The organism is Streptomyces sp. NPDC053076, from assembly GCF_044546845.1.
Taxonomy (GTDB): Bacteria; Actinomycetota; Actinomycetes; order Streptomycetales; family Streptomycetaceae; genus Streptomyces.
In genome coordinates this window covers 379620-399460 of record NZ_JBITZL010000003.1, presented here as the reverse complement: position 1 = coordinate 399460, position 19841 = coordinate 379620, and the positions used below count along the sequence as shown (strand labels likewise).

The 19841-nt window shown below is 71.4% G+C and carries 17 protein-coding genes; 7 read left to right on the top strand and 10 right to left on the bottom strand.

Features of this window, described 5'->3' with window-relative positions:
- Positions 1-13: 13 nt before the first annotated feature.
- The 3 genes from ACIGYR_RS15245 to ACIGYR_RS15235 are packed head-to-tail and all read right to left on the bottom strand — an operon-like array spanning position 14 to position 2160.
- Entirely contained in the window at positions 14-265 is a 252-nt protein-coding gene (locus tag ACIGYR_RS15245) for a phosphopantetheine-binding protein (RefSeq protein WP_391842783.1), read from the bottom strand.
- 25 nt (positions 266-290) lie between these two features.
- On the bottom strand, positions 291-1226 hold the full coding sequence (locus ACIGYR_RS15240) for an ACP S-malonyltransferase (RefSeq protein WP_399599328.1): 936 nt from the start codon (positions 1224-1226) through the stop codon (positions 291-293).
- Between the two features lie 37 nt (positions 1227-1263).
- The gene (locus tag ACIGYR_RS15235) at positions 1264-2160 is read right to left on the bottom strand and encodes a proline iminopeptidase-family hydrolase (protein WP_391842787.1); all 897 of its coding nucleotides are present in this window, start codon (positions 2158-2160) and stop codon (positions 1264-1266) included.
- A gap of 429 nt (positions 2161-2589) precedes the next feature.
- On the opposite strand from ACIGYR_RS15235, the gene ACIGYR_RS15230 reads away from it, so the two are divergent.
- The 4 genes from ACIGYR_RS15230 to ACIGYR_RS15215 all read left to right on the top strand — a co-directional run bounded on the left by ACIGYR_RS15230 (position 2590) and on the right by ACIGYR_RS15215 (position 5865).
- Positions 2590-3822, top strand: coding sequence for a cytochrome P450 (locus ACIGYR_RS15230; protein ID WP_399600224.1), 1233 nt, complete (start codon positions 2590-2592; stop codon positions 3820-3822).
- A 102-nt stretch (positions 3823-3924) separates the two neighbouring features.
- Positions 3925-5160: a cytochrome P450 gene (locus tag ACIGYR_RS15225; RefSeq protein WP_391842789.1), complete on the top strand. Its 1236-nt coding sequence runs from the start codon at positions 3925-3927 to the stop codon at positions 5158-5160.
- Between the two features lie 26 nt (positions 5161-5186).
- Complete coding sequence (locus ACIGYR_RS15220) at positions 5187-5378, top strand: ferredoxin (protein WP_391842791.1); 192 nt, start codon at positions 5187-5189, stop codon at positions 5376-5378.
- A gap of 202 nt (positions 5379-5580) precedes the next feature.
- Complete coding sequence (locus ACIGYR_RS15215; protein WP_399599324.1) at positions 5581-5865, top strand: Tn3 family transposase; 285 nt, start codon at positions 5581-5583, stop codon at positions 5863-5865.
- Between the two features lie 392 nt (positions 5866-6257).
- Here ACIGYR_RS15215 and ACIGYR_RS15210 read toward each other — a convergent pair whose 3' ends face one another.
- A complete protein-coding gene (locus ACIGYR_RS15210) occupies positions 6258-6875 on the bottom strand; it encodes a TetR/AcrR family transcriptional regulator (RefSeq protein WP_399599322.1) in 618 nt (205 codons plus the stop codon).
- Positions 6876-6945: 70 nt separating this feature from the next.
- Between ACIGYR_RS15210 and ACIGYR_RS15205 the strand changes: the two genes are divergently transcribed.
- Positions 6946-8280, top strand: a complete 1335-nt coding sequence (locus ACIGYR_RS15205) for an alpha/beta hydrolase (protein WP_399599320.1) — start codon at positions 6946-6948, stop codon at positions 8278-8280.
- A 95-nt stretch (positions 8281-8375) separates the two neighbouring features.
- On the top strand, positions 8376-8822 hold the full coding sequence (locus ACIGYR_RS15200; protein ID WP_399599317.1) for a hypothetical protein: 447 nt from the start codon (positions 8376-8378) through the stop codon (positions 8820-8822).
- Between the two features lie 266 nt (positions 8823-9088).
- Here the strand turns inward: ACIGYR_RS15200 and ACIGYR_RS15195 are convergent, their stop codons facing one another.
- From ACIGYR_RS15195 to ACIGYR_RS15175, 5 genes are all read right to left on the bottom strand, one after another.
- Positions 9089-9844 (bottom strand): thioesterase II family protein, encoded by a 756-nt coding sequence (locus ACIGYR_RS15195; RefSeq protein ID WP_399599314.1) that lies wholly within the window; start codon positions 9842-9844, stop codon positions 9089-9091.
- A 113-nt stretch (positions 9845-9957) separates the two neighbouring features.
- The gene (locus ACIGYR_RS15190) at positions 9958-10602 is read right to left on the bottom strand and encodes a response regulator (protein ID WP_391842799.1); all 645 of its coding nucleotides are present in this window, start codon (positions 10600-10602) and stop codon (positions 9958-9960) included.
- Positions 10566-11864 (bottom strand): sensor domain-containing protein, encoded by a 1299-nt coding sequence (locus ACIGYR_RS15185; RefSeq protein WP_399599311.1) that lies wholly within the window; start codon positions 11862-11864, stop codon positions 10566-10568. Before ACIGYR_RS15185 ends, ACIGYR_RS15190 begins: the two co-directional genes overlap by 37 nt.
- An 86-nt stretch (positions 11865-11950) precedes the next feature.
- A complete protein-coding gene (locus ACIGYR_RS15180) occupies positions 11951-14461 on the bottom strand; it encodes an FtsX-like permease family protein (RefSeq protein ID WP_399599309.1) in 2511 nt (836 codons plus the stop codon).
- Positions 14461-15264, bottom strand: coding sequence for an ABC transporter ATP-binding protein (locus tag ACIGYR_RS15175; protein ID WP_391842805.1), 804 nt, complete (start codon positions 15262-15264; stop codon positions 14461-14463). Before ACIGYR_RS15175 ends, ACIGYR_RS15180 begins: the two co-directional genes overlap by 1 nt.
- A 314-nt stretch (positions 15265-15578) precedes the next feature.
- Between ACIGYR_RS15175 and ACIGYR_RS15170 the strand changes: the two genes are divergently transcribed.
- Complete coding sequence (locus tag ACIGYR_RS15170; protein ID WP_399599305.1) at positions 15579-15845, top strand: hypothetical protein; 267 nt, start codon at positions 15579-15581, stop codon at positions 15843-15845.
- A 122-nt stretch (positions 15846-15967) separates the two neighbouring features.
- On the opposite strand, the gene ACIGYR_RS15165 is transcribed toward ACIGYR_RS15170, so the two are convergent.
- Complete coding sequence (locus ACIGYR_RS15165) at positions 15968-19837, bottom strand: type I polyketide synthase (RefSeq protein ID WP_399599303.1); 3870 nt, start codon at positions 19835-19837, stop codon at positions 15968-15970.
- Positions 19838-19841: the final 4 nt, after the last annotated feature.

Genomic DNA, 19841 nt, shown 5'->3' with positions numbered 1-19841 from the left:
CACGGTGCGCCCGTCAGCTCGCGGTGCTCTGCAGCATGCTCTGCACGGTGTCCCACAGCACGCCCGCGGTGCGGAAGGTGTCCATGGTGAGCGCGCTGTCGCGGAAGCGGACCTGGTAGCCCTCCTCGAGCGTGCCGAGGAGCTGGACCGTGCCGAGCGAGTCCAGGCCGAGGTCCGTCAGGTCGGACTCCGGCGTCAGTTCCTGCTGCGGCGGAAGGAACGGCAGGAAGGGGCGGAGTATCTGTTCGAACTGGTCGTCCCACATGAGGACCTCCAACGGGTCGAGAGGGTCAGGCGGCGCGCGATGGGCGCCGGGGGGTCATCGCCAGCCGCGGCTGCGCGGCGAGGACGTCGAAATTGCGGGTGGTGCAGGGCACCCGGCCGAAGAGGCTGTCCGGCCCGGCGACGCACAGGCGGCGGGCGCCGGCGTCCTTCAGAGCCGTGGTGACGCTCGGCCAGTTCATCGGGTGGTCGAAGCCGTCGAGCAGCATGGTGCGCAGTTCCTCGCCGGTGCGCAGCAGCCTGCCGTCCTGATCGGCGACCACGGGCAGCTTGGGGTCGGCGAAGGAGTAACGGGACACCACCTCGCGGGCGGCCTTGTCGCGCAGGGACCGGAAGGCCGAGGCGTGCATGGGTGGGCGCATCGTGTACAGCGGGAGGCTGCCGATGGCGCGCAGCCGCTCCTCCATCCACGCCACCCGGTGCTCGGAGAGCGAGACCATGTGGAAGCCGTCGTCGATGTGGCAGGAGATCTCGTGCCACTCCCCCGCCTCCGCCAGCTCGGCGAGGATGGCGTCGAGTTCGTCGCGGGGGGCGCGGACGAAGGACAGGGTGACGATGTCCCGGTGCTCCTCGGCGAAATAGTCCTCGAGGCAGCGGGCGATCTCGGCGGTCAGGGTGACGGCGTCGGACAGTTCCAGGGCGCCGGTGTAAGCGATGGCCGCCTTCTCACCGAAGCTGGGTCCGGCGACGATGTCCGGTTCGACGCCGAGGTGGTCTTGGGCCCAGTGGGCGCAGGCGAGGCAGTTGACGAAGAAGGCGACCTGGGCGGCCTCGGAGTAGTCGCCCGGGGAGGTCCGGAAGGCGTCCACGAGGGAGTAGCCGAGCGCCTCGTCGGCGACGGCGACCAGGTCCCGGGCGAAGGGACTGGCCACCATGAACCTGCCCACCTCGGCGAACGGGACGGGTCCCATACCGGGGAAGACGAGTGCGGTGTCGTGCGCCATGGCGGGATCCCCGCCCCCTTTCACAGGCTCCGGAAGGTCACAGGCTCTTGAGGAAGTCGGTCATCACCTGGAAGAACCGCTCGGGTTCCTCCAGGTGCGGAAGGTGGCTGGAATTCTCGAAGATCTCCCAGCGCGCGCCGGGGACGTGGTCGTGGTAGGGCTGGACGACGGCCGGCGTGGCCTCGTCGTGGCGGCCGCTGACCAGCAGGGTCGGGGTGCGGATCCGGTGCAGTTCGTCGACGATCGACCAGTCCTTCAGGGAACCGATGACGTGGAACTCGTTGGGTCCGTTCATCGCGTAGTAGACGGTCGGGTCGTTGTAGATCTCCATGAAGGAGGACAGGAAGTCGCGGGGCCAGGGCGTCAGACGGCACACATGCCGGTCGTAGAAGACCCGCATGGCGGCCAGGTACTCCTCGCTGTCGTAGGTGCCGGCCGCCTCGTGCCGCAGCAGGGACTCCCGCGCCTCCTGCGGCAGTTCGGCGCGCAGCCGGGCCATCTCCTGGAGCCAGACCGGGTAGGAGGCGGGCGCGTTGGCGACGACCAGTCCGCGCAGACCGGGCGGCCCGGTCATGGCGTGCCGGGCGCACAGGGGGCCGCCCCAGGACTGGCCGAACAGTACGTAGTCGTCGGCGATGCCCAACCGCTGGACCAGGTTCGCCAGTTCGTCCTCGAACAGCTCGACCGTCCAGAAGCCGGGGTCCTTTCCGGGCAGGTGGGTCGAGCCGCCGTTGCCGAGCTGGTCGTAGTGGACGACGGGCCAGCCGTCCTCGGCGAGGCGGGCGAGCGGCAGCAGATAGTCGTGGGTGCTGCCGGGGCCGCCGTGCACGGCGACGACCGCCGGGCGTCCCGCGCCGAGTTCACCGGTCACCCGGTACCAGGTCCGGTACTCCCGGAAGGGGACGGTGCCCTTCGCGCTGGGTTCCGGGGTCACGCTGATCACCTCTGCTCGGCTGCGGGACGCGGCGACGGCCGGGGGGGAAGGGACGCCGGCCGGGACCGGACAGCGGGTGCTGAGAGCGCTCCGCACCCGCGGTCCGCAGCCGACGCTAACCGTCCCCGCGTCGCCACCAGACCCCTAACCGCCCCTAGGCGGTGCGGGACCGGCAGGGGCACCCGGGGCCGCCTCCCCTCGTCCGCCGTCGTCGCCGCACTCCCGCGCGGCCGCAGCGAACAGGGCACGTCCCGACACCGGCCGGGGGCCGCCGAAGCCTCACCGACGCCTTAGGGGCGCCTAGGGGTTGGGGTCCTCGACCGCGGCTGCCTAGCGTGCGGGGGACGGCCGACCGCGCCGCTCCGGCGCCGAGCCCGGACCCGCTCCGATGCCGGCGCGTCCCGTTCCCTCCCGTGCGAAGAGGACATGATGACTGCACCTGCCGAACCGGCCGACGAGGCCGCGCTGCCGGAGTTCCCGATGCGGCGGGCCTGTCCCTTCAGCCCGCCGGCCGCCTATGCCGAGCTGCGCGAGAGCGAGCCGGTCTCCCGGGCACAGCTGAAGGTCAACGGCAAGCCCGCCTGGCTGATCACCCGGCACGACCTGTACAAAAAGCTGCTGGGTGACGCGCGGGTGAGCGCGAACCTGAAGCTGCCCGGGTATCCCCTGCAGGTGCCGGTGCCGGAGGAGACGCTCCAGTCGGTGCCGCTGACCTTCCTGTCCATGGACCCGCCGGACCACACCGTGCAACGCCGGATGCTGGCACCGGAGTTCAGCGTCCGGCGGATGCGCGAGCTGCGCGGCCGGGTGCAGCAGCTCGTGGACCAGCAGATCGACCAGATGCTCGCCAAGGGCGCCGACGGTCCGGTGGACCTGGTCACCGCGCTGGCGCTGCCGGTGCCGTCCTTCGTCATCTGCGAACTGCTCGGCGTTCCCTACGAGGACCACGGCCGGTTCGAGGAGTGGGCGTGGGCCATCATGAACCACGACATCAGCGAGGAGGACCGGGGCCGCGCCCACTACGAGCTCGACAGGTACGTGGACGGGCTGGTGACCGCCAAGGAGAGCGAGCCGGGCGACGACATGATCAGCCGGCTGATCGAGTTCAACCGGCAGGCACCGGCGGTGGAGCACTCCGACATCGTCAGCATGTCCAAGCTGATGCTGGTCACCGGGCACGAGACGACCGCCAACATGATCGCCTTGGGTGTGCTGGCCCTGCTGGAGCACCCCGACCAGCTGACCGCGCTGCGCGCGGAGCCGGAGCTGATGCCGAAGGCGGTGGAGGAGCTGTTGCGCTTCTTCTCCATCTCCGACGCGGGCACCGCGCGCGTCGCCCTGGAGGACATCGAGCTGGGCGAGGTGACCATCCGGGCCGGCGAGGGCATCCTGCCGCTGAACAACGCCGCCAATCACGACGCGCGCGTCTTCCCCGACCCCGACCGCCTCGACGTACGGCGCGAGGCCCGCAGCCAGCTGGCGTTCGGCTACGGCGTCCACCAGTGCATCGGCCAGAACCTGGCGCGCATGGAGCTGGACGTCGTCTACTCGACGCTGCTGCGACGCGTCCCGACGCTGCGCCTGGCCACGCCGGTCGAGGAGCTGCGGTTCAAGGACGACGCCATCGTCTACGGCCTGTACGAGCTGCCCGTCACCTGGTGACGGGGGCCACCACCCCACGCCGCCCGCGGCCCGCCGCGGGCCGACGTCACCGGCATCGCTGTCACCGACAGCGCCGTCACCGACCCCGTTCGAAAGGCAGTCATGACCCAGTCCGCCGACGCCGCGCCCGAGACGGGATCTCCGCTTCCGCGGTTCCCGATGCGGCGCACCTGTCCGTTCAGCGAACCGCGCGAGTACGCCGAGATGCGGGCGGACAACCCCGTCTCGCGCGCCGCCCTGAAGGTGAACGGCAAGCCGACCTGGCTGGTCACCCGGCACGAGCACGTCCGGCAGGTGCTGGGCGACAGCCGGGTGAGTTCCAACCTGAAGCTGCCGGGCTACCCGCACCAGTTCCACATCCCCGAGGAGATGCTGGCGCAGGTCCGGCTGATGATGCTCAACATGGACGCGCCGGAGCACACCGCGCAGCGGCGCATGCTGATACCGGAGTTCACGGCACGGCGGGTGAAGGAGATGCGTCCGCGCATCCAGCAGATCGTGGACGAGCACATCGACGCGATGCTGGCGCGAGGGGGCCCGGTGGACCTGGTCGCCGCCCTCGCGCTGCCGGTGCCGTCCCTCGTCATCTGCGAACTGCTCGGCGTCCCCTACGAGGACCACGCCCAGTTCGAGGAGTGGTCGGCGGCGATGATGAACCACGATCTGAGCCCGGCCGAGTACGGGGCGGCGGTGCAGGCCCTGGACATGTACCTCGACAAGCTCGTCACCCTCAAGGAGACCGAGCCGGGCGACGACCTCATCAGCCGGTTCCTGGAGAAGAACCGCGCCGAACAGGTCGCCGACCACGTCGACGTGGTGACGATGGCCCGGTTGATGCTGGTCGGCGGCCATGAGACGACGGCCAACATGATCGCCCTCGGTGTGCTGGCCCTGCTGCGGCACCCCGGCCAGCTGGCCGAGCTGCGGGCCGACCCCACGCTCCTGCCGGGCGCCGTCGAGGAGTTGCTCCGCGTCTTCTCCATCTCCGACTCCGGCACCGCGCGGGTGGCGGTGGAGGACATCGAGGTCGGTGGCGTCACCATCCGCGCCGGTGAGGGCATCCTCGCCCTGAACAACGCCGCCGACCACGACGAGTCCGTCTTCCCGGACCCGGGCACCCTCGACATCCGCCGCAAGGAGGCCCGCGGCCACCTGGCCTTCGGTTACGGCATCCACCAGTGCATCGGCGCCAATCTCGCGCGGGCGGAGCTGGAGGCCGTGTACGGCACGCTGCTGCGCCGCGTCCCCGGCCTGAGGCTGGCGGCCGCACCGGAGGAGCTGCGGTTCAAGGACGACGCCATGGTCTACGGCGTCTACGAACTTCCCGTCACCTGGTGACGGCCGATCCGATGGGAGTCCCCCTCATGCGTGTCACCGCCGAACGCGACCGGTGCGTGGGGTCCGGGCAGTGCGCGATGCTCAGCCCGGAGGTGTTCGACCAGGACGACGACGGCCTTGTCCTCGTCCTGCGGGAGGAGCCGGCCGAGGCGTTGCGCGAGGAGGTCCTGCGGGCCGCCGACTTGTGCCCGGCCCGGTCGATCCGCGTGCACGACTGACAACCTGAACGAAGTGCTGCGGGCCGCCACGCCTGCGCGCCCGAGCGCGCCTGTGGCGGCCCGCATGCGTCAGCCGCGACCACCGCGGGATCGGCGGTGACGGAGCGTCGTCGGTGACGGCCCTGTTCTCCCGAAGCTGCCGCGAAGTGACAAGTAGCTCTCCGTAGCGGATCAGGGGTGGGCTTGTCAGGCTTTTCGATCGGTGCTGTCGACCAAGACGATCGATGGGGACCTGATCCGCCAGCAGGACGACCAGATCGTGAAGTACACCACCGCCCTGCGCTTGGGTACCGGCAAGGACGGCGATCTGACCGGCTCCGACAAGGAGTCCCAGGAGGTCTCGATGCTGGTGCTGCACCTGCTCCAGTCGGCGTTGGTGCACGTCAACACCCTGCTCCTCCAGGAGATCCTGAGCGAGGAGAAGTGGCAGAAGAGGCTCACCGACGCCGACAGGCGGGTCTGTCCCCGCTGTTCTGGACGCATGTGAACCCGTACGGCCGGTTCGAGCTGGACATGGATTCCCACCTCGAAGTGGCCGCAACAGCGGCGGCCAGGGTTCCCGGCCCTCGTACCGCGCCTGGAACGCCCACTGCCCAGTCGGCGGGGGGCTGGCCGGGTTCGGCCTGAAGTCTCCAAGCCCGGCCGCCCGGCTCTCCCCCGCCAGTACGACCACATGAAACTTCCTCGGGCGCTACTCCTTCACCGCGCTTCTGGCACGGGGCCCAGGATCAGTCTTATCGACGTCGTTTCACTTGGTGAGTCGGCGGTGGTTGATGCGGCTGAAGGCGGTAGCCGTGAGCGGCTGTGTGCCAGCCGGGGCCCGCACGTATCGACTCGACCCTCTGTCGGTCGCGTTCGTGTGCCTGCGGAGTAACCGCTTCACTGCGCCGGGTCTGTGCGTCGAAGGCCAGGGAAGGCGGCGGGGGTTGCCCAGCCGCGTAGTACGGCATCAATCGTTGACCGGAACGCGGTATCGGCTGCGGTGCCATCGAGGCCGCCGGCGAGTTCGAGGGTGACGAGCCCGTGCAGGGCGACCCACAACGAGACGGCGATCAGTGTGGTGTCGCCCGCGAGGATATGGTCCGCCACGGCGCGGTCGATCGCCGTGACAAGCGGCCGCACCGGGTCGCGGTCGCCGACCCAGGCCGACGGGACGAAGGACTGCGCGCCACCGAACAACACCGTGTACAGGTGGCGGTGTTCGCGTCCCCAATGGCGATACGCCGCAGCCAGGGCGCACAGACCCTCCAAGGCGTCCTCCGAGCCAGGAACAGCCGTCAGGTCCTGGAACAGGCCGGCGACCGCCTGGTCGCGCACCTCACGGATCAGTCCGTCCTTGCCCTGAAACAGCGTGTACACCGCCGCCGTCGACGTACCGGCGGCGGCGGCCAGCGCGCGGACTGTGACCGACTCCTGGGGACGGGTGGCGAACATCTCGGTCGCGCATGCCACGAGCCGTTCTCTGACGGCGGCGTCGTTCGTTCTCGGCCTTCCCACGAGGAAGAGTTTACCCGCTCTGATAACATCGTTTCAAAACGACGTTTTAAAAAGCTGGGGGAGAATCGCCATGCCACCGTCCGTCATACGTCCCTTGCGCTTTGTCGGCCGCCTGCTGGCAGCTACAGCCGCGGCGGTGGGGCTGGTCGCCTTCTTCCTGGCGCTTATCGTCGCCACCGACGGCGCGGGATCAGGGTTCGCCGCATGGTCGGTGACTGTCGGGGTCGCGGTCGTCGCGGCACTGTTGCGGGGACGCCGCCGGTCCTGGCGGGGACGGCTGGTGCCATTTCTGCCGGTGCTCGTCGCAGCCGCTCTGACGCTGTCGGTGTGCGTCCCGACCGTTCCCACGACGCGCCGCTACCCGCCCGCCCTGGCGTTCGTGACCACCGAGCACTGGCGTCTGTCCACCGGCAGCCGGGTCGCGGTCTACCACTATCCGCCCACCGGCAACGACCCCCGGCATCGCGTTCCGCTCGTCTACCTCAACGGCGGGCCGGTGCGCGGCATCTCGGTGCTCGACCACCACTTCCTGCAGCGGCTCGCGAGGCAAGGCTACGACGTGTACGCCTACGAGCAGGCCGGCGGTGGACGCAGCGACCTGCTGCCCATGGACCAGTACTCGATCACCCGGTCCGTCCATGACCTCGGCGCCTTCGTCGGCAAGCTCGGCAAAGGCCGCGTCGACGTCCTGGGATTCTCCTCGGGCGCGGCCGTGCTCACCCGCGCCCTAGCCGACCCGGCCACCGCCGCTCACCTGCGCCGGGCGGTTATCGCCGAGCCAGGCCCGATGGACGGCCCCACCGCCCGGATCACGGGGCAGAAGGGCCTACCGTCGGCCCGCGGCATCGCACCGGCCATGACCGGACCACGCTCCACACACGCCCCGCGGTACGCGGTCGCGTTCGGCCTCATGCGGTTCGGACTCCTCAGCCCGGACAACGGGCTGGTAGGACAGGCGGAGGGCGACAACGCCTTCACCGCCGCCGATCTCGGCAGCGACACCGCGTCCGCCTACTGCGCGCAAGACGCGCACCGTATCCCGGTCGAGGACACGGCACGCAACTTCTCCTTCAGCGCCGCCGCCAGCCTCCGCGTCCAGCAAACAATCAAAGACTCCCCCTCCATCGCCCCTCAGCTGAGGCGCTCCCGGACACCCGCGATGCTGATGATCGCCGAGTGCTCCTCCCAGGTCCGGCAGTGGGCGACAACCATCCTCGCGAACGACCCCGCCATCCAGCGCACGCAGTACATGCCCGGCGTCGGCCACCACATGTGGAACGGCCTGGATGACAACGACCAACGAGCAGCAGCCGTCATCACCGCATTCCTCCAAGACAAGCCCGCACCGCTGCCCGACTACCCGATCCGAGCCGACATCCCTGCCTTCCTCCGTGACCACAAGTAAGCGGGCAGCTCCGGGGCGACGCAGCCGGGTTGCAGAGACGAGTTGGCAAGATCCGCCGGACATGCCTTATCGGTAGCGGCGTCGATGCTAGTGCTGTGGCCGGCAAGGTCTGCCGGAAGGCTCGCGGCGTCCGGTGCGGTGCATCGCAAGGCGGAGCATCACCCGCGTACTGGATGTACTGGGCGGAGACCGAGCGGGAGAACATCCGGGAATCGACGCTCGAAGGGCTCGACACTGCGGCCCGCAAGGGCAAGCACGGCGGTCGGCCGCCGGTCATCACCGACGACATGCTCCACACCGTTCTCCGCCGCAGGGCTCTTGGTGAGTCCGTCGAGCAGATCCAGCCAGACCTCATCATCCCCACCGGCAAACGCAAGGGACGGAACCCCTCGGTGGCGAGCATCTACCGGGCCTTGGCCGAGCATGCCAAGCGCGAGGCGTATCCCGAGGCCGTCGAGCAGGCGCACGCCGACTTCGCCGCCCTCACCGGCCGCGAAGTACCTGACCCCCGCACAGAAACCAAGGCCCTAACACCACGCTGAGTTACTTGTCACTTCGCGGCAGCTTCGGGAGAACAGGGCCGTGACGCCCAGCCGGGGGACGTCGAGGCTGAGGTCCCCCGGCGCGGGCGTGCCCGAGCAGTTCCTCCGCGCGGGCGGGCCGGCGTACGCAGGCGGGCACTCGGCCCCCCACCGCGCGAACGCCGGCGCCGTGTCCGGGCCGGTGCCGTGTCCGGGCCGGTGCCGTGTCCGGGCCGGTGCCGTGTCCGGGCCGGTGCCGCTGACGCAACCGGTGACGAGGACCGCCGTCACGCCTGGACCGCCCTTCGCGCCAGCAGTGCGAGCACCTGCTTCCGGTGGGCCGTCAGGTAGAAGTGTCCGCCCTGGAAGACGTGGAACTCGGACGAGGTGTCCGTGTGGCGCGACCAGGCGCGGGCCTCGTCCACGGTGACCTTCGGATCGTCGTCGCCGACCAGGCTGACGACGGGGCACCGCAGGTTGGGGCCCGGCTCGTAGACGTAGGTCTCGGCGGCCCGGTAGTCGGCGCGGATCGCGGGCAGGGCCATGCGGATCAGCTCGTCGTCCTCGAGGATCGCCGAGTCCGTTCCGCTCAGCTGCCGCATCTCCTCGATGAGTCCGTCGTCGTCGCGCAGGTGGACGCTCTCGTGCCGGGGGCAGGAAGGGGCCCGGCGGGCGGAGGCGAACAGCGCGGACAGGACGACGCCGTGGTCGCGTTCCAGCCGGCGGGCGACCTCGAAGCCCAGGGTCGCGCCCATGCTGTGGCCGAACAGGAGCAGGGGACGGTCCGTCCACGGCAGCAGTACGGAGGAGACGTGGTCGGCGAGTTCGTCGAGGCTCGTGGCGCACGGCTCGTGGCGGCGGTCCTGGCGCCCCGGGTACTGCACGGCGAGCACGTCCACCGACACCGGCATGCCCGCCGACACCGGGCGGTAGAAGGTCGCCGAGCCGCCCGCGTGGGGCAGGCACACCAGCCTGGCCGCCGCGTCCGGACGGGGGTCGTAGCGGCGGATCCAGCGGCGCTCGTGCTCGGTGAGCGTGGTCATGGGGTGGGCGTTCCCTTCCTGACGGTGGCCGCGCGACGCGGGGCACGGCGGCACCGGCAGTCTCACCCGCGGCGCGTTCCGCCGGCCACCCCTACCCGCCCCAGAGGACCTGCTCAGGCGTTGAGGTAGGCGAGCACCGCGAGCACCCGGCGGTTGCTGTCGCTCGACGGCGGCAGCATCAACTTGGTGAAGATGTTGGAGATGTGCTTCGCGGCCGCGCCCTCGGTGACGGTCAGCCGCTGGGCGATCGCCGTGTTCGAGCAGCCCTCGGCCATGAGTTCCAGCACCTCCCGTTCGCGCGCGGTGAGCGCGGCCAGCGGTTCGTCCCGGGCGTGGCTGGTCATCAGCTGGGCGACCACGGCGGGGTCCATGGCCGTTCCGCCGGCCGCGACCCGGCGCACGGCGTCGATGAACTGCTCGTCGTCCAGGACGCTGTCCTTCAGCAGATAGCCGATGCCGCCCGTGCCGTCGGCCAGCAGCTCGCGGGCGTACATCTGCTCGACGTGCTGGGAGAGGACGAGGATCGGCAGGCCGGGTCGTTCACGGCGGGCGCGCAGCGCGGCCTGGAGGCCCTCGGTGGTGAAGGTGGGCGGCAGCCGTACGTCGACGATGGCCACGTCGGGCCGGTGCTCGGTGATCGCGGCGGCGAGATCCGTGCCGTTGTCGACCGCGGCGGCCACCTCGAATCCGTACGCCTCCAGCAGTTGGATGATCCCCTGCCTCAGGAGGAAGAGGTCTTCGGCGAGGACAACGCGCACGGCAGCTCCATCTCGATCACGGTCGGACCACCCGGAGGACTGTTGATCTCCAGGACCCCGTCAAAGGATGCCAGCCGCCGTCGGATGCCCTCCAGACCGCTCCCGGCCGAGACGTCCGCGCCACCGCGGCCGTCGTCGGTGACCCGGGCGTGCAGGATGTCCTCCTCGCGCCAGGCGACGACCTCCACGCGCCGGGCGTCGGCGTGCTTGAGGGCGTTGGCGAGCAGCTCCAACACCGCGAAGTAGACGGCGGACTCGACCGGGTCGGGCAGCCTGCCGGGCAGGTCGACCACCACGGTGACCTGCAACGGGCTGGCCAGGCCCAGGGCGCGCAGGGCGTCGGCCAGGCCCCGTTCCGCGAGGACCGGCGGGTGGATGCCGTGGACCAGGTCGCGCAGTTCGCGCAGGGCCTGCACGGACGAGGTGCGCGCCTGCCGCAGCAGTCTCCGTGCCTCCTCGGGGTCCTGGTTCATCTTCCGGTCCACCGCGCCGAGTTGGAGGCCGAGGCTGACGAGCCGGGCCTGTGCCCCGTCGTGCAGGTCGCGTTCGATGCGGCGCAGTTCGGCGGCCTGGATGTCGAGGGCGCCGGACCGGGTCTCGGACAGGTGCTGTACGCGGGATGCCAGTTGGGCCTGGCGGGTCGGGCCGAGCAGGAAGCGGACGAAGTAGGCGTATCCCTTGAGCACCAGCGGGCCGAGGAACACCCAGCCGGCGAACACGACGACCGCCAGCAGGCCCGCGGCCAGCGCGGCCGGCCAGCTGTCGACCGTGACGGAGGCGTACCAGCGGCCCTGTCCGCCGTCCGCGATGGGCCGCCACAGGCCGCAGGCCAGGAACAGCCCCTCCCCCGCGTAGTAGAGCAGGGCGGCCGGTACGAAACCGACGAGGCCGACGAGGCAGTTGAGCAGCAGCCACAGCAGGTCCCGCCAGGTCGCGGGGTCGGCGAGGATCCACTTGCAGCGGCGCGTCCAGCCGACGATGTCCTTCTCGATCTCCTCCGGTTCGGGCCGGTAGGGCCGTTCCACGGGGACGCCGGCGCGTGCGGCGGCGCGCCGGTTGAGATCGCACAGCCGGCGCACCGCTCGGGTCAGGTAGGGCAGCGGGAGAAAGCCGATGCCGATCAGGCACAGGATGATGAAGTAGGCGGTGGTGACGAAGAGGACGATCGACAGCAGGGCTCCGGTGGCGATGGCCACGCCGACCAGGGTGTCCTGGGTGGCGCCGCCGAGTCGGCCGCGCCAGGTGACCGGCACAGTCTTCATGGGCTCATGCTCCCATCCCCGGCCACCGGTCAGGGAGGGGCCGCCCCCGCTCGGGGGAAGCGGGGACGGCCCGGTCAGGGGGTGGCTCACGCGGCCTTCACCGTGTCCACGGCGGGGCTGCGCATACCGCGCCAGGAGGGCAGCAGCGTGGCGCCGAACACCAGCAGCAGCGACCCGCCGACGATGGCGAGGTAGGTGCCGATGGACCCGGAGGGCAGGTACGAGTCGCTCTTGACGAGGCTGTAGGGGACGATGGTGGTCGCGGAGGCGATCGTGCCGAGGACGGTGGCGATGACCGCGATGAGGACGCCTTCGACGGTCAGCATGCCGAGTACCTGGGCGCGGGTCGCGCCGGTGAGCCGCTGGAGGCCGAACTCCGCCTGTCGTTTCCGGGTGACCGCCACCAGGGTGTTGACGACGGTGATCGCGGCGTAGCCCACGATCATGGCGACGATGGTGTAGTTGGCGGACACCAGGATCTGCTGGATCTGGTTGTTCCGGCCGGCCAGCGAGGAGCTGTCGTCCAGTTCGGTGCCGGGTACCCGGTCGGCCAGCGCGGCGAGGCGGTGGTGGACGTCGGTGCCGTTCGCACCGGCGGCGCGGACCAGGATCTGGTGCGGCAGTCCGTCACCGGTGTGCGGGGCGAGGGCCGCCGCCGGCAGCGTCAGGTACTCCTGCTTGGGGTTGTCGGTGTAGAGGGCGACGACGGTGGGGCGTACGGCGGTGCCGTCGCCCAGGTGCATCGGCAGCCGGTCACCGACCTTCACGCCGTACTCGCGGGCCTTCTTGTCGGACAGCGCCACGGTGTTCCCGCGTAGTCCGGTGAGGGCGCCGGCCACGGTGGGCAGGTCGAGGCTGCGGCGCACGCCGTCGGCGGAGACGCCGCGCAGGTCGACCTGGGCCGGCCCGCCGGGCCGGTCCACGAAGCCGCGGCTGGTGACGAACTCGGAGGCCGCGGTCACACCGGGCGTGGCACGCACCTGGTCCAGGACGCCGGGGGCGAATCCGCCGGTGGTGGAGTCGAGGACGTAGTCGGCGAGGATGTTGCGGTCGTAGGAGGTCCGGGAGACGTGGTCCTCGGTGGACTGCATGTAGAGCGTGCCCGTGGCGATGCCGATGAGCAGGACGATGGGGGCGATGGCGCCCGCCATGCGGACGTTGGCGGTGGCGGCGTTGCGCAGCGCGAGCTGACCGGAGAGGCCGGAGAGGACGCGTACCGGCAGCCGCAGCAGCGCCACCATGGCCTTGGTGATGCCGGGGGCGAGCAGGGCCAGGCCGATGCAGAAGAGCACGGAGGCGGGTCCGGCGGTGCTGGCGAGGGTGGGGCCGTCCTCCATCACGGTCGCGGTGGCGACGGCCAGGCCGATGCCGTTGGCGAGGAAGAACAGTGCGAGCAGCAGCCGGGTGACGCTGAACCAGCTGTTGGCGGCGGTGGATTCGGCCAGCGCGGCGACCGGTTCGGTGCGGGCGGCCTTCCGTCCGGCGAATCGGGTGGCGCCGGCCGCGGCCAGGACGGTGACGACCGCTCCGACGGCCATCGGGAGCCGGCCGGCGTGGTAGACGATCTCCGACGACACCACGCCGCTGTTGGTCAGCACCGCGAACAGCAGCCGCCCGATGGCCCAGCCGGGCAGCAGGGCGAGCAGCACGGATGCCACCGACAGCACGGCCGTCTCACTGAGGATCATGCGGCGCAGTTGCTTCGGGGTGGAGCCGACGGCGCGCAGCAGGGCCATCTCCCGGGCGCGCTGCTGGAGGGAGAGGCCGAGGGTGGAGGCGACACCGAACATGACGATCAGCACGACCGACGAGCCGAAGACCGCCGCGAGGATGACGACCGTGCGCTTGCTGGGCAGGGTGCCGGGCAGCTCCGCCAGGCCCCGGCGCTCCCCGGTGAGCACCTCGGCGCGGTCACCGACCGCCGAACGCACCGCGTCCGCGACGGTGGCGACGCTCGTGCCGGATGCGGGCAGAACGCCGATGGAGTCGATCCGGCCGCCGGCGAGGGCGCGTGCCTCGTCGTCCGTGAAGAACACGGCGGCGTCGGGGTTGTGGCCGCCGTGCTGTTCGGCGATGCCGGTGACCCGGAACCGCCGGGTGGTGCCCTGGACGACGATGTCGACCGTGGACCCGGGACGGGCGCCGGCGCGCCGGGCGAGTGCCGAGTCGAGGACGACCTCGCCGCCGGCGGCGGGGGATCCACCGACGGCGAGGGTATAGGGGGTGAGCCGGGCGCCGGCCCAGCCGTGGCCGTACGAGGCGGACTTGCCGGTGAGCGGCTTGCCGTCGTGGAGGACGGTGGCCGGGAACGACACGTCGGGGACGGCCGCGCGCACGCCGTCGGCCTTGGCCACCGTGCCGACCAGGCCGGGGTCGATGCGGTGACGCTCGGTCAGTGCGGTGGACTCGTAGGTCTGTTCACCGGTGACGACGACCGGGGCGCCCCGCAGTCGCTGCGGTTCGGCCGCCATGCGGACGCCCGTCTCCATCAGGCCGCCGCAGCCGATGACGATCGCGGCGCCGAGGAACATGGCGAGGAAGGTCGCGACGAAACTCGTCCTGCGGAACTTCAGGGTACGCAGTGCCAGGCGCCACATCAGTGCCGTCCCCCCGAGGGCTGCGGCATGGTCTGCCGGTGGGTGTCGTCCTCCCAGGCGCCGAGCCTGGTCATCCGGGCGGCGACGGCGTCGGCCGTCGGCCGGTGCAGTTCGCCGGCGAAGGTGCCGTCGGCGAGGAAGACCACGCGGTCGGCGTAGGAGGCGGCCACCGGGTCGTGGGTGACCATGACCAGCGTCTGGCGGGCGGTGTCGACGGACTCGCGCAGCAGAGTGAGCACGGACGCGGCGGTGCGGGTGTCGAGGGCGCCGGTCGGCTCGTCGGCGAAGACCACGGCGGGACGGGTCACCAGGGCGCGGGCGATGGCGACGCGCTGCTGCTGGCCGCCGGAGAGCTGGGACGGCAGGTGGCCGAGGCGCTCGGACAGGCCCACACGCTGCACCACGGTGCGGATCAGGGCCTTGTCGGGCCGCTGTCCGGCCAGTTGCAGGGGCAGGGTGATGTTCTGCATGACCGTCAGCGCGGGCAGCAGGTTGAAGGACTGGAAGATGAACCCGATCCGGTCCCGGCGCAGCTTGGTCAGCTGGGTGTCGTCCAGGCCGGCGAGGTCGGCGCCGCCGACGGTGACCGTGCCGGAGGTGGGCTGGACCAGTCCGGCGGCGCAGTGCAGGAAGGTGCTCTTGCCCGACCCGGACGGGCCCATCACGGCGGTGAAGGTGCCGTCGGCGAAGCTCATGGTGAGCCCGCGGAGCGCGGCCACCTGGCTGTCTCCTCGGCCATAGGTCTTCGACACGGCGTCCAGCCGTACCGCCTCCGCCCGGCGGAGGTCCTGTGAAGTGTGCACTCGGGCTCCCCAATGAGATAACGCGCTTCTCACGCGGTGTCTGCGGACCACATTAGGAACGATGCGGCCGCGGCACATTGGCATTGTCCGGCCGGTTCGAGGTAGAGGTTTCTCCACCTGGCCACGACAGGTTTCGACAGGAGCCCGGCGATACTCTGTGGTCTCGCTGTCAAGGGCGAGGAATCTTCCCTTACCCGGATAACTGGCACCACCCTGTCCGAATATCTGGTCCCCCTGCGAACAGATCGGTTAGCACCAGTGCCGTCAGGCGTGTTGGCGGGTACCGTCGGAGACGTCGGAATAATCTTCGGAAGATGGGAAGCCGCATGACCAGGAGGCCTGACCCCGAGCTGACCGTGCAGGTCCGGCCCGACGGATTTCTGGAGCTGTTCTCCCGGCGTACCGGCAAGCGGCACCGGTGCGGCCCACGCGGCACGACGATGTGGCTGGCGCTCCAGCGGAGCGGATGGGAACCGGAATCGGCGGCGGACGAAATCGCTGTGCATTTAGGTGTCGATCCGGACAGTATTCGCTGCGATATCGAGGCGTGGTTGGCGCATTTCCGCGAGGCCGGTAAGTGAATGAAGCCGCAGGGCGCGGACGGCCTTTCGACCACCGCGCCCCGCGGCATGTTCGGCCCGGTGCCGTACCAGGTCCGCCACCGGTTTTCCGTCACCGCCGGATCTGCCACCGGGTCTTGCCGTCAACCGGTCACCGCACGGGTCAGCCACGCGTCGACCGCCGCGGCGGTGGCGTCCGCGAAGTCCTCCAGGATCGTGAAGTGCGTGCCGGGCACGTCGGCCGGTTCGTGCTCCGCTGGCCAGTCGGCCCGCCAGTCGTCGGTGCCGGTGCCGGTGGCGAAGGACTCCTCGGGCCGCACGAACAGCACCGGCGCCGCCAGGGCGCCCGGCAGGCAGTCCTGGATGAGGTCGCTGTAGCGGCTCATCGCGGCGAGGCGGGCGGTTCCGAAGCCGCCGAGGGACGACTCTCGGTCCAGCATGCCGTCGAACATCTGCCGCCACAGCTCGTCCTTGCCGTCGTCCCCGGGCAGATAGGTGTCCAGCAGCACCACGGCCGAGGCCGGCTGTCCGGCCTTCTCCATGATCTCGGCCGCCGCGTGGGCGAACTGGCCGCCGGAGGAGTAGCCGACGAGCACATACGGCCGCCCGTCCGGGCAGGCCCGGCGTATGCCCTCGACGACCACCTCCACCACCGCGTCCACGGACAGCGGCAGTGCCTCGCCGGGACCGAAGCCGGGCACCGCGGGCACCAGGACGTCACGGTGGCCCTGGAAGTGCCGGGCGAAACGGGCGTACTGGTGAGCGCCGCCGAGCGCCATCGGCGAGGGCAGGCACACCAGCCGCGGGGAGCCGTCGCCGCCGGCCAGCCGCACCGGGTCGGTGACGTCGCCGAGTTCGGCGAGGGAGGAGAAGCCGGGAAGGATCCCGGCGACGGTGCGCAGCAGTTCGACGGCCTGCGCCATCCGCCCGTCCGCCGCGGCGCGGCGCACCAGCCCGCTGATCGATTCCAGGTCACCGGCACCGCCCGCGTCCGGACCACCGTCGGCCAGCCGTCCGCGCAGGGCGGCGGCGAGGGCGGCCGGGGTGGGGTGGTCGAAGACGGCACCGGCCGGCAGGGCGGTGCCCAGGGCGTTGCCGAGTGCGCCGCGCAGCTCGGCCGCGGAGACGGAGTCCATGCCGAGCTCCAGGAAGACGGCGTCGGGGGCGACGTCCTCCGGTCCCGCGTGGCCGAGGATCGCGGCGGCCTGCGCCCGGACCACGTCGGTCAGCAGCGCCTCCTGCTCGGCCGGTGAGACACCGGCCAGCCGCCGCCGCAACGGCTCGGCGTCGGCGGGTCGGTGGGCTCCGGCGGGCCCCGGCCCGGCGAGCGGTCCGGCGCCGAGGGCCACGTCCGCGTCCAGCCAGTAGCGCGCGCGGTGGAAGGCGTAGGTGGGCAGTTCGGCGCGGGTCGTACCGGGGAAGAGCGCGGCCCAGTCGGGGGCCAGGCCGTCGGTGTACAGCTGGGCGAGGCCGGAGACCAGGGTGGAGGGCTCGCTGCCGTGGCGCCGGCCGAGGGCGACGAAGACGGCGCCGTCGGCCTCCACGCACGCGCGCGCCAGGCCGGTCAGGACGGCGTCGGGGCCGAGTTCGACGAAGCGGCCGGCGCCCGAGGCGGTGAGGGCGGCGACGGCGTCGGCGAACCGGACCGTCTCCCGCACATGCCGCACCCAGTGGTCCGGGTCTCGCAGCCGCTCAGCCTCGGCGGGGCGGCCGGTGAGGGCGGACACCAGCGGAATGCGCGGCTGATGGTAGGTCAGTTTCTCGGCCACGGCTCGGAAGTCGTCGAGCATTCCGTCCATCAGCGGCGAGTGGAAGGCGTGCGAGACGGCGAGTCGCCTGGTCTTCGCGAAGCCCTGCGCGGCGGCGAGCACCGCCTCCTCATCCCCCGAAAGCACCACGGAGTTGGGGCCGTTGACCGCGGCGAGCCCGACGCGCCCGTCCAGCAGCGGCCGTACCTCGTCCTCGGTGGCCTGTACGGCGACCATCGCGCCGCCTTCCGGCAGTGCCTGCATGAGCCGGCCGCGGGCGGCGACCAGCGTGCAGGCGTCGTCCAGGTCGAGGACGCCCGCCACATGGGCGGCGGCGAGTTCCCCGACCGAGTGCCCGGCCAGGATGTCGGGCCGCACACCGAAGGACTCAAGCAGCCGGAACAGGGCCACCTCGAAGGCGAACAGTGCCGTCTGGGCGTACTGCGTGCGGTGGACGGCGTCGGCGTCGTCACCCGCCAGCACCCCGGCCAGGTCCAGGCCGAGACGGTCGTCGATCGCGTCGAAGGTGTCGGCGAACACCCGGTAGTGGGCGCGTAGTTCGAGACCCATGCCGAGGCGCTGGGCGCCCTGGCCGGTGAACAGGAACGCCGTACGGGTGCCGGACCGGGCCCTGCCCTTCGCGGCTGTGGCGGCGGGCGCACCGGTGGCGACGGCGCGCAGGCCGGCCAGCAGCCGGTCCCGGTCGGTACCGGTGACGGCCGCGCGGTGGTCGAAGGCGGTGCGCCGGGTGCCGAGGGCCCGGGCGACGGCCGCCGGGTGCAGCTCCGGCCGGTCCGCCAGGAACGCGTGCAGACGCTCGGCCTGCGCGGGAAGGCCCTGCGCGGAGCGGGCGGACAGGGGCCATACGACCGCCGGGGCGTCGGGTTCGGTGTCCGTCGGCGGGCGGTCCTCGGCGGGCGGCTCCTCGATGACGGTGTGGGCGTTGGTGCCGCTGATCCCGAAGGACGACACACCGGCCCGGCGCGGACGGTCCGTCGCCGGCCAGGCCCGGTCCTCGGTCAGCAGGCGCACGTTCCCGGCGTCCCAGTCGACCTTCGTGGACGGCGCGTCCACGTGCAGGGTCCTCGGCAGGACGCCGTTGCGCATCGCCATCACCATCTTGATGACACCCGCCACACCCGCGGCTGCCTGGGTGTGCCCGATGTTGGACTTGACCGAGCCCAGCCACAACGGCTCGCCGGCCGGCCGGTCCTGACCGTAGGTGGCCAGCAGCGCCTGCGCCTCGATCGGGTCACCCAGCGCAGTACCCGTCCCGTGCGCCTCCACCACGTCCACATCGGCGGCCGACAACCGCGCCGCGGCCAGCGCCTGCCGGATCACCCGCTGCTGGGAGGGACCGTTCGGCGCCGTCAGCCCGTTGGACGCACCGTCCTGGTTGACGGCGGAACCACGGACCACGGCCAGCACCGGATGCCCGTTGGCGCGCGCGTCCGACAGCCGCTCCAGGACGAGGACACCCAGTCCCTCGGAGAACCCGGTGCCGGCCGCGTCGTCGGCGAAGGAGCGGCAGCGGCCGTCCGGGGAGAGGGCGCCCTGCCGGCTGAACTCCACGTAGGTGCCCGGCGATGCCATCACCGTCACTCCCCCGGCCAGCGCCAGGGTGCACTCGCCCTGCCGCAGGGCCTGGGCGGCCAGGTGCAGGGTCACGAGCGAGGAGGAGCAGGCGGTGTCGACGGAGAGGGTGGGGCCCTCCAGGCCCAGGGTGTAGGCGACCCGGCCGGAGACGATGCTGCCGGAGCCGAAGCTGCCGAAGTAGTCGTGGTACATGACGCCCGCGAACACACCGGTGCGGCTGCCGCGCAACGAGAGGGGGTCGATGCCGGCGTTCTCCAGCGCTTCCCAGGATCCTTCGAGCAGCAGCCGCTGCTGCGGGTCCATGACGAGGGCCTCGTTGGGGCTGACGCCGAAGAACGCGGCGTCGAACTCTCCCGCGTCGTGCAGGAATCCGCCCTCGCGGGTGGAGGAGCGGCCGGGTGCGCCCGGTGTCGGGTCGTACAGGTCCGGGTCCCAGCCGCGGTCGGCGGGGAACTCGGTGATGCCTTCCCCACCGTCCGCGACCAGGCGCCACAGGTCCTCGGGGGACCGGACACCGCCCGGGTAGCGGCAGGCCATGCCGACGATCGCGACCGGTTCGCGGGCCGCGGCGGTCAGCGCGCGGTTGCGTTCCCGCAGCCGCTCGATCTCCTTCAGCGAGGCGCGCAGCGCCTCGACCATCCTGGTGTCCGGCTTCTCGGACTCGGCCATGGTC

What these genes read in the sequence shown, in the direction of transcription:
- ACIGYR_RS15225 (WP_391842789.1), top strand. Translation starts at nt 3,925, where the DNA reads ATGACCCAGTCCGCCGACGCCGCGCCCGAGACGGGATCTCCGCTTCCG.
- ACIGYR_RS15245 (WP_391842783.1), bottom strand. Translation starts at nt 265, where the DNA reads ATGTGGGACGACCAGTTCGAACAGATACTCCGCCCCTTCCTGCCGTTC.
- ACIGYR_RS15165 (WP_399599303.1), bottom strand. Translation starts at nt 19,837, where the DNA reads ATGGCCGAGTCCGAGAAGCCGGACACCAGGATGGTCGAGGCGCTGCGC.
- ACIGYR_RS15170 (WP_399599305.1), top strand. Translation starts at nt 15,579, where the DNA reads ATGGGAAGCCGCATGACCAGGAGGCCTGACCCCGAGCTGACCGTGCAG.
- ACIGYR_RS15220 (WP_391842791.1), top strand. Translation starts at nt 5,187, where the DNA reads ATGCGTGTCACCGCCGAACGCGACCGGTGCGTGGGGTCCGGGCAGTGC.
- ACIGYR_RS15240 (WP_399599328.1), bottom strand. Translation starts at nt 1,226, where the DNA reads ATGGCGCACGACACCGCACTCGTCTTCCCCGGTATGGGACCCGTCCCG.
- ACIGYR_RS15180 (WP_399599309.1), bottom strand. Translation starts at nt 14,461, where the DNA reads ATGTGGCGCCTGGCACTGCGTACCCTGAAGTTCCGCAGGACGAGTTTC.
- ACIGYR_RS15195 (WP_399599314.1), bottom strand. Translation starts at nt 9,844, where the DNA reads ATGACCACGCTCACCGAGCACGAGCGCCGCTGGATCCGCCGCTACGAC.
- ACIGYR_RS15185 (WP_399599311.1), bottom strand. Translation starts at nt 11,864, where the DNA reads ATGAAGACTGTGCCGGTCACCTGGCGCGGCCGACTCGGCGGCGCCACC.
- ACIGYR_RS15230 (WP_399600224.1), top strand. Translation starts at nt 2,590, where the DNA reads ATGACTGCACCTGCCGAACCGGCCGACGAGGCCGCGCTGCCGGAGTTC.
- ACIGYR_RS15205 (WP_399599320.1), top strand. Translation starts at nt 6,946, where the DNA reads ATGCCACCGTCCGTCATACGTCCCTTGCGCTTTGTCGGCCGCCTGCTG.